We start from the raw sequence: 12,695 nt of genomic DNA on the forward strand, positions 1-12,695 counted from the left end.
TATGCGTAAAAACAACAGACCCTACGCACTCAAGTGGTTAAGTAATACGCTCAATCGCCACTATACCAAGCGCTTTCTCGAGCCCCAATTTGACCGCTGTGGCGATGGCCTGCAAGCGATATCTCCTTGGTCAATCAGTGTGTTTGGCGCAGGCATCAATCTCGGTCGCTGTACCCATATTATTTCCGCCCGCAGCAACCCAGTGCAATTGACTTGCTGGTCAGGTAAACAAGGGGCGGGTGAAATTTATATCGGCGATTTTGTTTTAATCTCACCTGGCGTGCGTATCTCATCCAACATATCTATACACATTGGCGACAGCTGTATGCTAGCGGCGAACGTCTATATATCAGACAGCGATTGGCACGGGCTCTACAACAGAACCCGTCCATTTCGCTGCAGCAAACCCGTATCGTTAGGAAAGAATGTTTGGATTGGCGATAGCGCCATTATTTGTAAAGGCGTCAGTATTGGGGACAATAGTGTCGTTGGTGCAGGCTCCGTGGTCACTAGAGACGTGCCGGCAAACACCGTTGTAGCCGGCAACCCCGCTAGGCCTGTAAAACAGTTAAATCCGAATCGAAAAATGTTGACGCGCGAAACACTTTTTACGGACACTGAACACTATTATCAAAACCAAGCACTACTGGACAAATACGTACTCGGTAACAATGGCTGGATCAATTGGTTAAGGTCGGTTTTTTTTCCTAACAAAACCGACTAGTTCAGCACCGTTAGATATTGAAACAATTATCCGAGCGATAAAATATTGTGCTGCGATGCAAACCGGTGGCGGTGGGCTTCAAACCCTCGAAATGTAAAAAACGAAACCCCTGCTCGACCGCTTTAGCAATCAAAGTCTGGTAGCGTTCACGGCTCGAATCATCCAAGATAACAACACCGGATGGCGATAATTTGCTCAAACTTTGCAGCAGACAATTGGCCCTGTCTCGGCCATCGATCACGATGACATCGTAGCTATTATCTAACCGCAAAATACTGCGACAGTAAGCGCCATCAATATCGGCCGGTACGAGCGAAACGCTGGCATTGGCCGGCACTTGACTTGCCATGTGCTCATACCAGTAAGTACTATTTTCTATCGACTCAACTTTTGCCACTCGCGCCGCGTAGAAGAGCGTTGAATAACCGCTACCGTATTCAAACAAGGTATGATTTTTATTCAGGCGCTCTTCAAGAAAATGGACAATAGCGTAATTCATCCAGGGTCGCGGTGCGCCCGTCATATCGCATGGATAGCCCCGGCGGCAAGACTCCAACCACCCGGAAAGTTTTAGGTAAGAGTTCTTGCGAAAAAAAAGTCTACGAATGGCCAAAAAACGCCACAAAGGGTTGAACATGCCAGGCTCCAATTATTGTTATACGCGTTTCATGCTGTAGAGAATCACTAACTTAATAACTAACCGAGTACAATGCGAATATCATCATCAGCCACCGACAGTAAATCACCGGCGTTGATTTGCCGACGCTTTCGCGTTTCCACCTCACCGTTTACCAACACGGCACCGTCTGCGACCATCATCTTCGCTTCCGCACCACTCGAGGCAATGCCTTCAAACTTCAATATTTTATAAAGCTCAACGGGCTGTTTGGTAATTAACACATCTCTCATCACTTATCCTCAATGCTCGCCGGCATAAATACATTCGAACAAACAAAGCGCCCAGACCTAAATAGACGTCTCAGCACCAAAATGAAAACTACAGTTTTTTCTGTAAAAATACCGCTTGGCCCATCTTCGGATCCAGCTCGTACTGTCGATAACCCATTGACGTATAGAGCGCATTTGCCTGTTGGTTTCCTGTTAACACCTCAAGCGTCAGCTTGCAGCACTGCCGAGCGTGGGCATGATCCTCCATGGCTTGCATCAGCTGTGTCGCAACACCTTTACCGCGGGCAGTACTCAGTACAGCCAAATCGTGAATATTAATAAGACGTTTCGCCGCAAAAGTAGAAACGGTCTCAAAGCCGTTAATAAGCCCGACTGCCTCAGCACCAATAAAGGCAATGAAACTTACCGCATGTGGTGTCGCCCGCAACAGCGCCGGTAATTCGATGCGCACATGATCTGCCAATGGTTCGCCACCACCCATTGCGTCACAGGCATAGGCGTCGAGCAAGTTTAACAGAATGAGCATTTGCTCTGGGTCGCCGTAATTCACCTTGCGGATCCGACAAACATCGTCACGTCGGATATTCATTTCTGCAACCTTAATTTCACTATGTCCTTCACTGCTCATTTGCCTCAGGAAAAAGTGGCAGCTGCCTCGAATCATCTTCCGGCTCAAGCGCATTCAATGCTTTAATTTGTGTCTTTAATGCCGCATTGACATCCGCGCCAACCGCCAAGCCCTCTACAATAGCAATCGAACTTAGCTTATCATCAACGAAGCGCCAAGCATGAGCGGTTACGTAACTACCGCTGCCGGCGCTTTCAAATACTACTACCAGATCCAATTGTCCGTCGTCGTCAATATCGGCCAGCTCTGCCTGTTTTAGGAAACCATCGCGCGCGAAGATTAAACCGGTGACAAAAAAATCACGCATGTTGCCTTGGTCGCTATTTTGGTAAACCCGAACACTGTAACTGCCAATACTTTTGGGCTCGCCGCGCCCCTCCTCTACGACAACTCCGACACCCTCTCCCCAGACTAAAAACTTCTCGCTGTTTAATTCAACTGGCGTGGGCTCACCTGAGTCACATGCAACAAGACACATACTGATCAACAACATTACCACGCAACGTATTTTCATCGATCTACCCTCCAAGGACTTTGTTAACGAGTGCATTTTTAAGTAAAGATTGGCGATCCACCTGGCGCACACCTTCATTTCTCAACCAGCGCAACAGTATAGAATCGGATGCAAATAATTGTTTAAACCCCTCCATACCCAACATCATCATTAAATTTTCGGCTTTGCGCGCTCGCTGATATCGGCGCAGGGTCGCCATGTGCGCGATGGGCAAGCCGCGCTGCAGCGCCCGGCGCAGTTCATCGGTTAGCGCCAACGCATCTTTAATACCGATATTCACTCCTTGCCCCGCCAGTGGATGAATCGTGTGCGCCGCATCACCCAACAACACCAAGCCCGGCACAAAGTACGCCAGTGCGTGACGCTGCCGCAAGGGAATACAAAAACGTTGGTCAATACTTAACACTTGGCCAAGGCAAGCTTCTGAACGGCGAGTTAATTGCGCACAAAAGGCATCATCGCTTAACGCCATTAACTGCTGAGCTTTTTCAGTTTCAATAGACCAGACAATAGAACATTGAAATTCATCTTGTTCGGCCTTGGCCGCTTGTTGCAAAGGTAGAAAAGCCAAGGGGCCGTCGCTCATAAAGCGCTGCCGGGCAGTAAAACCATGGGGCTTTTCGGTTTTTATCGTTGTGACAATAGCGCTATGACCATAATCCCATTCACGCGTTGCCATCTGCGCTAACCGTCGCATTTGGGAGTTGGCACCATCAGCCGCCAAAACGAGCTGCCCGGAAATGACTTGCTCTGTCTCCAACGTCAACTGAGTATGAGAGAATGTTTCTTCCGCTGTCATTTTAGGTGGCGTAAAATTTTTCACTTTTGCGCCTAACATCAACACGACATTGGGGGCATAGCTCATTGCTTGTTGCAGATGCATCACCAATAGAGAATTCTCAACAATAAAGCCCAGTTGCTTTTGTTGTGACGCTTGAGCATCGAAATGAATTCTTCCCGTGCCCTCTGCATCCCAGACGTCCATTTCTCGATAGGCACAAACACGCTGCGTCTGCAGTTTTGACCAAATCCCCAACGTTTCTAGCGCCGAAACAGACGTTTGGGTGAGCGCGACCACGCGCGGGTCGAAACCGGACGCATCGAAGTCCGTCAGCCTGTCAGCCGCCTCTATTACGGCAATGCGCAGCTGCGGTTGTTGGCGAGCTAACAGCAGAGCAACCAAGGCGCCCACTAAACCCGCACCCACGATGACAAGATCAAAGCTAGCTGTTTTTTCAGGCATGGCCCTTGACCTTAGCTTGGCGATCGAGATTCACAATATATTTCATCCTGTACTTATGCTCGCCCCATAGATTGATTGGCGACCCACTGTTTCAACCAGGGCAAGCTATTTAACAGCATCATGGCCGACTGGCGCGGTATGTAGTGAAGCCAATGATCACTGCTAAACCAGTTCACCAGCTGATGACTGTACTGCGTGGTCAACCATTGATCTGTGCCGCGCTTCGCCTGATAGTCAAGCAAGCAGGATAAGTGGCCTAACGCCTCTATGCCACTGCTCTTAACGCTCTGTTCAATAGCGTCAACCAGCGCCACCGTATCGCGGACAGACAAATTAAAACCTTGGCCAGCAACGGGATGCAGAAAATGTGCTGCGTTACCCAACAACACTAAATGCGCTCGCACCTGCTCCCGCGCCTCCACTAAAGCCAAGGGATAAATATCGCGTTTGCTGAGGGCAACAAAATTACCCAAGCGATCGCCAAATCGACGCTGTGCTTGAAAAAGAAACTCCGTATCAGACAAGTCGGCTAGGTATCGATCTTGATCGCTCAAAGTCCACACCAGCGCCATCACTTTCGGGTCGGCCAAAGGTAACATCGCCATGGGCCCATCAGCGGTGAAGCGCTCATAGGCGACGCCATTGTGATTTTTTTCGCAACGCACGTTGGCAATAACGGCGCTTTGTCGATACTCAGTGCGCGACGAACCAATGCCCAACTGCTTTTTAAACGTATCACTGGCACCATCGGCTAAAATTAATAGTCGCGCGGTATACGTTTTATCGGCCGTCTCGATACTATAGCCGCCCTTGATTGCCACCACGCGCTCGACCCCAATAGGTGCGATGCGAGACACCGCAGACGCTGCTAACTGCGCCATTAAACATTCACCCAACGCCGCATTGGGAACGACCAAACCCAATTGTTCCAGCATCAACTTATCAGCGCTAAAGGATGTACCTGACCAATGGCCTTTATCCGATACATGCACCCTGTTAATTTTTCCGCTCACGGCTTGCAACTGTTGCGGCACATGTAATTCAGCTAACACCTCTAAACTGCCCGCAGCTATCGCGGTGGCGCGCTGATCAAAGCTTGGCTGAAAAGGCTCTTGCCGTGGCGCTAGGGGGTACTGATCAAATAGCGCAACAGCTAAAGTCGGCAACCTTTTTGCCAACAATAAGGCGGCGGTAATTCCCACCATGCCAGCACCCACAATCGCGACATCGTGATCAAATGTAGCGCTGTCTTGCGCCTGAACCCTAGCAACTGTCATCACATTTCCTTTCATCAAAGCCGCACACGTTAAAGCAACGCCCGCTGCGGCCCTTTTATTCTTGCACTGGCCATTAGCTGTTCGATGTCGCTACAGGTTTTTGGCACCCCGGCGCTCAATACCTCGCAGCCATGCTTAGTAATCAACACATCGTCCTCAATGCGAATGGCGAGCCCGCGCCATTTTTTTGCGACTCTATCGTCGTCTGGGTGAATATAAATACCTGGCTCTACGGTCAACACCATACCCGGTTCGAGCACCCGCCACTGATCGCCAATGCGGTAATCGCCTACATCGTGTACATCCATGCCTAACCAATGACCGATGCGATGCATATAAAATGCTTTATAGGCACCAGACGAGATAAGTTTTTCCGGCTCACCCGTTAATATTCCCAAGCCGACTAAGCCTTCGACCATGACCTGCACAGACGTCTCGTGCGCTTGGTTCCAGTGCCCACCCGGCTTTAAAGTTTCAATCGCCTTTAACTGAACTTGCAACACGAGTTCGTATAACTGTTTTTGCGCAGGACTAAACACGCCACTCACAGGAAAGGTGCGAGTAATATCGGCGGCGTAGCCTTGATATTCGCAACCGGCATCCATGAGCACCAAGTCGCCATCGCGCAACACACTGTGATTATCGATGTAATGCAAAACACAGGCATTTCTACCGCCGCCAACTATGCTTGGGTAGGCCGGCGCACGCGCGCCGTTGCGGGTAAATTCGTAAACTAATTCGGCCTCGAGTGCATATTCCATCATGCCGGGCGCGCACGCTTTCATCGCTCGACAATGGGCGGCGGCGGATATCTCGCACGCAGTTTTCAGCAACCGAATTTCCGCCGCACTTTTATATAAGCGCATGTCGTGCAGCAGATGATCCAGATCTAAAAATTCGCCCGGCGGCACAGCGCCACTACCAACGTTCTCGCGAATAACATTGATCCAATTCATGACCCTACGATCAAACAACGGATCGCGGCCCATGGCATAGTAAACGCGATCACGGCCTTCAATTAAACCCGGCAAAATATCGTCGATATCATCGATGGGAAAAGCATCGTCGGCACCGTGACTAGCCAACACTCCGTCGGGACCCGCGCGAATGCCGTCCCAAATTTCTCGCTCGGGGTTGCGCTCGCGGCAAAACAAGACAAACTGGCCATGACTGCGACCGGGCAACAACACCAAAACCGCCTCGGGCTCAACAAAACCCGTGAGGTATAAAAAGTTACTATCCGGTCGAAATGGGTACTCAATATCTCGGCTGCGAATCTTAACGCTGGCAGTGGGCACAATCGCGATGCTGTTGGGCTCCATCATCGCCATGAGGTTATCCCGGCGCCTGGCAAATTCCGTTTTACTGATAGCCATACTCGACCGAACTAGGGTTAATGAAGTTGAGACTTAGCGGCGAACTCGATATACAAGGTCAACACCGCTACGCGAAGATATTCCACCACCTCCAAATAATTGGCCTCGGCCTCCTCGGCGCTCGACTCTGCATCTGCTTCTATTTGCGCCAAAGCCGCTATATCACGCAACGCTTCAGCCGCGTCAGCGGAAAACGTTTGGTTGCCCTTAATGCCGCCGCCACCAAAACCATGCAAGAAGCTACTGCACCAACCGGCCAGCGATTGCACGCGCATGTCGAGTTCGATGTGATCACTCGGCAGCAGCAAATCCAAACTGAAACCGTCACCTTTTAACTCCGCTCTAGTCGCGCTCAACAACGCATCCAACGCCTCGGTGATTAACGGGTCGAGGTTTTCCACATCCATTAATTGCTTGGCGAGTTCATACCATTGAGGATGCTCGAGCGCTGCGCCAGCGCTGAGGCGCCCGCACACCACACCTTGTAAATCGGTAGGGCTAGCAAGTGAATTACATTGCAGCAATAAATCGGCGAAATCGTCAAAATCGGGTAAGGCCGGACTATTTTTGGACGGGTCTTGAGGGCTCATGGATGCTTCCTAATACTCACTGGCGCCAATGCTATCACGATTGCCCACTAGGCTTTATTGACGACGCACAAAGCGGCGATCTAATTTGCAACTTTTTAACTAAAAACTTGTTTGTTTACCGCAACCTAGCTCACATCAACTAGAATTTACTTCAACAATGATTGACCCTCGCCTATCCCGTGCATATAGTGGTCGATTATTACACTGCCCAAACTGCAAGAGTTACTCATGGCCGCAACACAGTTAGCCCAATTAGAAGCCAAGCTAAATCAGCTCATCGAGCTGTGCCAACGCTTAGATCGGGAAAATGCAGGGCTTAAAGCCCGTGAAGCCACTTGGCAACAAGAAAAGCTCCGACTGGTCGAAAAAAATGAATTGGCTCGCACGCGGGTAGAAGCCATGATCAAGCGCTTGAAAAGTTTGGAAGCTGAGGGCTAAGCCATGAGTAAACCATCCGGCAACGCCGTGCTTGTACGCATTTTAGACCGAGAGTATCAGGTAGCCTGCCCGCCCGAAGAGCGCGCAGCCTTGCAGGATGCCGCTAAACAGCTCGATGAGCGCATGCGCGATATACGCGCCTCAGGGCATGTTATTGGCTTGGAGCGCATTGCAGTCATGGCGGCACTGAACCTGAGTCACGAGCTGATTCAATCCAGTAAGTCAGGCGCTGCGAATGCAACCCCCGATTTAACCCCGCTGCTAAGCCGGCTCGATAAAACCTTAGCGCAATTCGAATAAATTCTATTTCTAACGCTGGTTTTTACGTTAAACTTCACACCTCCCTGAGATGTTCGTTTGTTCGGTAAGTCCTCGAGCCGATAAATTTGCAACCGGCGGAGTCTTGCTGGTGTTGGTGTGCACGTCCGCGCGTCGGAAAGCCTAATGCGCCACAGATTCCGCCACCTTGAACCGTCGGGTTCAAGGCCGAACCGGCTACGGCATTCTCGGGGTCCTAATCATGCGTTGTTTATTAATTTCGCAACCTATTAAGATAGGTCTCACACGGGTTTGGCCAAGATAGGCAGAGCGACTCTCCTATGATTAATAACCAAACCACCCCCAGCGATCGAAAAAAACAGCTGCGCCAACAATTGCGCCAGTTAAGACGCTCACTTACCCCTGCTCAACAAAAACGCGCCGCAGCCTGTCTCGCTCAACACATCAGCCAGCACCTTTGGTTTCGGCAAGCCAAACACATCGCCTTTTATCTACCCAGCGATGGCGAAATAGACCCAGCCCCCCTGTTAGCGTTAGCGCTCGCCTTGGGGAAAAAATGTTACCTGCCAGTGGTCCTACCCAGCGGAAAACTTCAATTTCGCACCATCAAAGCCGGTACCCGACTCACGTTAAACAAATACCACATTGTCGAACCAGCCCTAGGTGCGCGCGCTAGGCCCGCCTGGCTACTAGACCTCATCCTGTTACCGTTGGTGGGTTTCGATCTTCGCGGTAACAGACTCGGTATGGGTGGCGGCTACTACGACCGCACACTCGCGACGGTGCAAGGCCGGCCCAAGCCCTGTCGGCGCCGCATCGGCCTAGCCCATCAATGCCAGCAGGTAACCGCCCTGCACGGCGACAGTTGGGATATTCCACTCGCCGCCATTGCAACCGACAAAGCCCTCCGTTTAATCGGCAACTGAGCTAGGCCGTGCCTATACTGACAGTCGGCGCATTAAGTTATCGCGCTTGAAGCCGATATAACTTAGACCCGCTATTACCCCATTTTGCGAGAGGGAGCCCCATGAGCTGGTTTCAAAACCTGTCATTCCGATGGAAAATTAGTCTACCGGTCATCTTACTGTTAATTTTATTGGTGCTCGTTAGCTTCAACGGCGTGGTCATTCAAAACACCCTTGCCGATGATACCAAGCAGCTCAGCCATAATTACATCTCCGCACTCGACTTACTGCTCCAATCGGATAGGGACATGTATCAAGCGCAAGCCGCTGAACGCGCCCTGATTTTCTTAGATGCAAGCCACAGCGGCTACAACGATTTACGCGATGCCTTCGAGGAGAATCAAGAACAAGCGCTAGAGCGGGCGCTGCGAGCAGCTAGCCTGTCGCCAGCCATAGCCAACATAGCGCCGCCAGAAAAAATCAATTCCTTACATACCGATTGGGTGGATTCCGCCAGCGCCAATTTAAGACAGCGAGCGCTAACCGAAGCCGGAGACGCAACCATTTTACGCGCCAGCTTTGGCGATACGGCGAATAGATTTAGCGAACTCAGGTCGCTGCTCGATAGCGCAGGTGAAGCCCATCAAAAAGCCATTGACGCCTTCGTAATGCAGGCCGATGCGGATGTCGCCAACGCACAAATTCGCACCAATATTTTAGTTGTCGGCGGCGGCATCGTTGGCCTAGCCATTCTGATTATTCTGCCGCCGCTGCTGACTCAGGCGCTCGTGCAAATTAATGCCACTATGGCCGACATAGCCGATGGCGACGGCGACCTTACCAGTAGAACCCGCCTCACCAGCCGCGATGAACTGGGCAGCCTTTCGCGCAGCTTTAATCGCTTTATGGACAAATTACAGCACACCATCGGCACGGCCAAAGCGGATGCCGCGAAAGCGTTTACCGCCGCCAATGAAATGAGCGAATTAGGCGAAGCCAATCGGGTGGCCATGTCGGCGCAAAACAATGCCATTCGCGCGGTGGTAAGTGCCGTTGGCGAACTGTCCAAAACCGTCGCCGAGATTGCAGAAAACACTAACATGACGGCCGATCAGGCAAGAACAGCCAATGAGCTGACGGCCAAAGGCTCGAGCATCGTCAACACCACCAAGGAGCAGATCGCAACGCTGGCCAAGCAGGTTGACGCCACGTCCACCCTGATCAGCACCGTGCAGCAACAAGCCAGTGACGCCAACTCTGTGCTGGACGTGATCAGGGGTATTGCCGAACAAACCAACCTGCTAGCCCTGAACGCTGCCATTGAAGCCGCTCGCGCGGGCGAGCAAGGGCGAGGCTTTGCAGTAGTAGCCGATGAGGTGCGCACCCTAGCCAGCAAAACCCAAGATTCAACACAGCATATTCAGCAAATGCTAGGGGCGCTGCAAAATGGCGTGACCAGTGCGGTTAACGCCATGCAAACGGCATCCAAGGACGCCCTATCTACCGTGGACTCGGCGCGCGATGCCAATCAAGCTCTCGACGCCATCGACAACGCGGTAGAGAAAATCACCCAAATGTCGATTCAAATTGCCACGGCGGCAGAAGAACAAAGCGCTGTAATTAACGAGGTAAACGACAATATGGGCAGCATCGACACCCAATCGATGGAAACCACCGGACGCATTGGCCAAGCAGCCAGCGCCAGTAGAGGCCTTAACGAGCTGACCACCAATTTACAGAAGTTGCTTGCAGGGTTTAAATGCTAGTACCAGCCCATTAACTGGCGCTCACAAAAAAGGCGACCCAATTGATTGAGTCGCCTTTTTTGTACATCTATTTTTTCTACACCTTTACCACACCAGCTTATGCGGCTGGGGTGCTATCCTTAGCGAGTCGCAACACCTTGCATAAGCGCGGTGGGCGTCTCTGGCTCTTGCTCAAACAAACTGCTGTTGGTGAGACCGGTAACCAATACCCCGAGGGCAAACACTAATGCGGTGATTGTCAGCACGTCGGCTTTCATGACATCACCTTTCTATTTAATAGTTAACACTGTTAGCACAAAGTAAACTGACCATAAAACGGTCAGAGGTCGTCTTTATACCGTAAACATCTAAAAACCCCAAGACCTTACTGCAAGATCTGTGAATTTTTATACTACACCGAGCGTTTCTCACACTAAAGTAGGAAACCATTCAAGTGTGAACGGCATCACAGGTTAGTTAGTCCTCACTAAAGTCCATTCGAACCAAGAAAAAACGTGTAAGCGGGATTTTGCGTTTCATCCCAATAGGGATATCCCAGCTCATCTAAAAAGCCTTTCATGGCCGAGAACTCCGCCGGCGGGATTTCCATGCCGACCAGCACACGCCCGTAGGCGGCGCCGTGGTTGCGGTAGTGAAACAAGGTAATATTCCAGCGCCCAGCGACTTTAGTGAGAAAGTTATATAAGGCACCAGGGCGCTCGGGGAATTCAAAACGCAGTACTCGCTCGTGCTCCACGTGCGGCGCCTTGCCGCCAACCATATGACGAATATGCAATTTAGCCATTTCGTTATCGGTCATATCGGCCACGGGGTAACCCAGTTTACTGAGATCTTCCACTAGATCCAGACGGTCCTGAGGGTCGGTGCTCACGGCGACACCAACAAAAATTCGAGCCGCACTTTTATCGCCATAGCGGTAATTAAATTCAGTGATATTGCGCTTACCGATGGCTTTGCAGAATTGTTTGTAGGCGCCAGGCTTTTCGGGAATCGTTACCGCTAAGATCGCCTCGCGCTTTTCACCAATCTCGGTGCGCTCGGATATGTAGCGTAGACGGTCAAAATTGGTATTCGCGCCGCTGACGATGGCCACTAAAGTATTGTCTTTTAACCCTTGCTCGGCCACATACTTCTTCATCCCCGCCAGCGCTAAGGCGCCTGCCGGTTCTGCAATTGAGCGTGTATCTTCAAAAATATCTTTGATCGCCGCGCAAATTTCATCGGTACTAACCGTCATGCAGCTATCCACTGTTTTGCGCAGCACCCTGAACGGCTCCTTACCGATTTGCGCCACGGCCACGCCATCGGCAAACAGCCCCACCTGAGGTAGCACCACGCGCTTGCCTTTTTCCATGGCGGCTTTAAGGCAGGCCGCGTCCTCCGGTTCCACCGCAATTATTTTAATATCGGGGCGAACATATTTTATGTAAGCGGCCACCCCTGCACACAAGCCGCCCCCCCCCACGGGTAGAAATATAGCGTCGATGGGCCCAGTGCACTGGCGCAAAACCTCAAGGCCAATGGTGCCCTGCCCGGCAATAACATCCGGATCATCATAGGGCGGCACATAGGTCATGCCCTTTTCGTGCACTAACTTTTGAGCAAAAGCCGACGCCTCGTCGAAGGCATCGCCATGCAACACCACTTTCGCACCGCGCGCGCGAACAGCATCGACCTTAATCGCCGGCGTGGTGCGCGGCATCACGATAGTGGCCTTAATACCCATTTTCTGGGCGCCCAACGCCAGGCCCTGCGCGTGATTGCCAGCGGAGGCCGCCACCACGCCCGCATCTCGTTCAGCCTGAGATAGCTGTAACAGCTTGTTGTAAGCGCCACGAATCTTGAAAGAAAACACAGGTTGCAGGTCTTCGCGCTTGAGCAGTACACGATTTCCCAGCCGGGTACTCATCGCACGCGCATCATCGAGTGGAGTTTCGACGGCCACATCGTAGATTCGTGCATTCAATATGCGTTTTATATAGGTTTCGGGCATGGTAAAAAGTCAATCTCGGAAATATTTGGCGTTTTTTGAGGAAGCCACGCAAT

General features: G+C 51.3%; 15 protein-coding genes and 1 other RNA gene. 6 read left to right on the forward strand and 10 right to left on the reverse strand.

Annotated features, from left to right (window positions below; genetic code table 11):
- Position 1: 1 nt before the first annotated feature.
- Positions 2 to 724: an acyltransferase gene (locus tag ACGHTT_RS16540; RefSeq protein ID WP_390592067.1), complete on the forward strand. Its 723-nt coding sequence runs from the start codon at positions 2 to 4 to the stop codon at positions 722 to 724.
- A gap of 10 nt (positions 725 to 734) precedes the next feature.
- Here ACGHTT_RS16540 and ACGHTT_RS16545 read toward each other — a convergent pair whose 3' ends face one another.
- The 8 genes from ACGHTT_RS16545 to ACGHTT_RS16580 form a co-directional block, all read right to left on the reverse strand.
- On the reverse strand, positions 735 to 1,223 hold the full coding sequence (locus tag ACGHTT_RS16545; RefSeq protein ID WP_390592068.1) for a hypothetical protein: 489 nt from the start codon (positions 1,221 to 1,223) through the stop codon (positions 735 to 737).
- Positions 1,224 to 1,420: 197 nt separating this feature from the next.
- Complete coding sequence (locus ACGHTT_RS16550) at positions 1,421 to 1,633, reverse strand: RNA-binding S4 domain-containing protein (protein ID WP_390592069.1); 213 nt, start codon at positions 1,631 to 1,633, stop codon at positions 1,421 to 1,423.
- A gap of 88 nt (positions 1,634 to 1,721) precedes the next feature.
- Entirely contained in the window at positions 1,722 to 2,222 is a 501-nt protein-coding gene (locus ACGHTT_RS16555) for a GNAT family N-acetyltransferase (protein WP_390592070.1), read from the reverse strand.
- 28 nt (positions 2,223 to 2,250) lie between these two features.
- Complete coding sequence (locus ACGHTT_RS16560) at positions 2,251 to 2,775, reverse strand: PliI family lysozyme inhibitor of I-type lysozyme (RefSeq protein ID WP_390592071.1); 525 nt, start codon at positions 2,773 to 2,775, stop codon at positions 2,251 to 2,253.
- A 4-nt stretch (positions 2,776 to 2,779) separates the two neighbouring features.
- Positions 2,780 to 4,018, reverse strand: coding sequence for an FAD-dependent monooxygenase (locus ACGHTT_RS16565; RefSeq protein ID WP_390592072.1), 1,239 nt, complete (start codon positions 4,016 to 4,018; stop codon positions 2,780 to 2,782).
- Positions 4,019 to 4,071: 53 nt separating this feature from the next.
- Positions 4,072 to 5,295 (reverse strand): FAD-dependent monooxygenase, encoded by a 1,224-nt coding sequence (locus tag ACGHTT_RS16570; protein WP_390592073.1) that lies wholly within the window; start codon positions 5,293 to 5,295, stop codon positions 4,072 to 4,074.
- A 29-nt stretch (positions 5,296 to 5,324) separates the two neighbouring features.
- A complete protein-coding gene (gene pepP / locus ACGHTT_RS16575; protein ID WP_390592074.1) occupies positions 5,325 to 6,671 on the reverse strand; it encodes a Xaa-Pro aminopeptidase in 1,347 nt (448 codons plus the stop codon).
- Positions 6,672 to 6,688: 17 nt separating this feature from the next.
- The gene (locus ACGHTT_RS16580; protein ID WP_390592075.1) at positions 6,689 to 7,261 is read right to left on the reverse strand and encodes a UPF0149 family protein; all 573 of its coding nucleotides are present in this window, start codon (positions 7,259 to 7,261) and stop codon (positions 6,689 to 6,691) included.
- Between the two features lie 228 nt (positions 7,262 to 7,489).
- Between ACGHTT_RS16580 and ACGHTT_RS16585 the strand changes: the two genes are divergently transcribed.
- From ACGHTT_RS16585 to ACGHTT_RS16605, 5 genes are all read left to right on the forward strand, one after another.
- Positions 7,490 to 7,699, forward strand: a complete 210-nt coding sequence (locus tag ACGHTT_RS16585; RefSeq protein WP_390592076.1) for a TIGR02449 family protein — start codon at positions 7,490 to 7,492, stop codon at positions 7,697 to 7,699.
- Positions 7,700 to 7,702: 3 nt separating this feature from the next.
- Entirely contained in the window at positions 7,703 to 7,999 is a 297-nt protein-coding gene (locus ACGHTT_RS16590; protein WP_390592077.1) for a cell division protein ZapA, read from the forward strand.
- Positions 8,000 to 8,037: 38 nt separating this feature from the next.
- Positions 8,038 to 8,216: non-coding RNA, 6S RNA (gene ssrS, locus ACGHTT_RS16595), on the forward strand.
- An 82-nt stretch (positions 8,217 to 8,298) separates the two neighbouring features.
- The gene (locus tag ACGHTT_RS16600; RefSeq protein WP_390592078.1) at positions 8,299 to 8,904 is read left to right on the forward strand and encodes a 5-formyltetrahydrofolate cyclo-ligase; all 606 of its coding nucleotides are present in this window, start codon (positions 8,299 to 8,301) and stop codon (positions 8,902 to 8,904) included.
- 101 nt (positions 8,905 to 9,005) lie between these two features.
- The gene (locus ACGHTT_RS16605) at positions 9,006 to 10,649 is read left to right on the forward strand and encodes a methyl-accepting chemotaxis protein (RefSeq protein WP_390592079.1); all 1,644 of its coding nucleotides are present in this window, start codon (positions 9,006 to 9,008) and stop codon (positions 10,647 to 10,649) included.
- Between the two features lie 119 nt (positions 10,650 to 10,768).
- Here the strand turns inward: ACGHTT_RS16605 and ACGHTT_RS16610 are convergent, their stop codons facing one another.
- Positions 10,769 to 10,906 (reverse strand): hypothetical protein, encoded by a 138-nt coding sequence (locus tag ACGHTT_RS16610; RefSeq protein WP_290259326.1) that lies wholly within the window; start codon positions 10,904 to 10,906, stop codon positions 10,769 to 10,771.
- 209 nt (positions 10,907 to 11,115) lie between these two features.
- A complete protein-coding gene (ilvA, locus tag ACGHTT_RS16615; protein WP_390592080.1) occupies positions 11,116 to 12,642 on the reverse strand; it encodes a threonine ammonia-lyase, biosynthetic in 1,527 nt (508 codons plus the stop codon).
- Positions 12,643 to 12,695: the final 53 nt, after the last annotated feature.

This window comes from Simiduia litorea (genome assembly GCF_042853465.1).
GTDB classification, from domain to species: Bacteria; Pseudomonadota; Gammaproteobacteria; order Pseudomonadales; family Cellvibrionaceae; genus Simiduia; species Simiduia litorea.

Coding starts and splice junctions, on each gene's coding strand:
- pepP (WP_390592074.1), bottom strand. CDS start 6,671: ATGGCTATCAGTAAAACGGAATTTGCCAGGCGCCGGGATAACCTCATG.
- ACGHTT_RS16580 (WP_390592075.1), bottom strand. CDS start 7,261: ATGAGCCCTCAAGACCCGTCCAAAAATAGTCCGGCCTTACCCGATTTT.
- ACGHTT_RS16555 (WP_390592070.1), bottom strand. CDS start 2,222: ATGAATATCCGACGTGACGATGTTTGTCGGATCCGCAAGGTGAATTAC.
- ACGHTT_RS16600 (WP_390592078.1), top strand. CDS start 8,299: ATGATTAATAACCAAACCACCCCCAGCGATCGAAAAAAACAGCTGCGC.
- ACGHTT_RS16560 (WP_390592071.1), bottom strand. CDS start 2,775: ATGAAAATACGTTGCGTGGTAATGTTGTTGATCAGTATGTGTCTTGTT.
- ACGHTT_RS16550 (WP_390592069.1), bottom strand. CDS start 1,633: ATGAGAGATGTGTTAATTACCAAACAGCCCGTTGAGCTTTATAAAATA.
- ACGHTT_RS16610 (WP_290259326.1), bottom strand. CDS start 10,906: ATGAAAGCCGACGTGCTGACAATCACCGCATTAGTGTTTGCCCTCGGG.
- ilvA (WP_390592080.1), bottom strand. CDS start 12,642: ATGCCCGAAACCTATATAAAACGCATATTGAATGCACGAATCTACGAT.
- ACGHTT_RS16570 (WP_390592073.1), bottom strand. CDS start 5,295: ATGACAGTTGCTAGGGTTCAGGCGCAAGACAGCGCTACATTTGATCAC.
- ACGHTT_RS16590 (WP_390592077.1), top strand. CDS start 7,703: ATGAGTAAACCATCCGGCAACGCCGTGCTTGTACGCATTTTAGACCGA.
- ACGHTT_RS16545 (WP_390592068.1), bottom strand. CDS start 1,223: ATGAATTACGCTATTGTCCATTTTCTTGAAGAGCGCCTGAATAAAAAT.
- ACGHTT_RS16585 (WP_390592076.1), top strand. CDS start 7,490: ATGGCCGCAACACAGTTAGCCCAATTAGAAGCCAAGCTAAATCAGCTC.
- ACGHTT_RS16605 (WP_390592079.1), top strand. CDS start 9,006: ATGAGCTGGTTTCAAAACCTGTCATTCCGATGGAAAATTAGTCTACCG.
- ACGHTT_RS16540 (WP_390592067.1), top strand. CDS start 2: ATGCGTAAAAACAACAGACCCTACGCACTCAAGTGGTTAAGTAATACG.
- ACGHTT_RS16565 (WP_390592072.1), bottom strand. CDS start 4,018: ATGCCTGAAAAAACAGCTAGCTTTGATCTTGTCATCGTGGGTGCGGGT.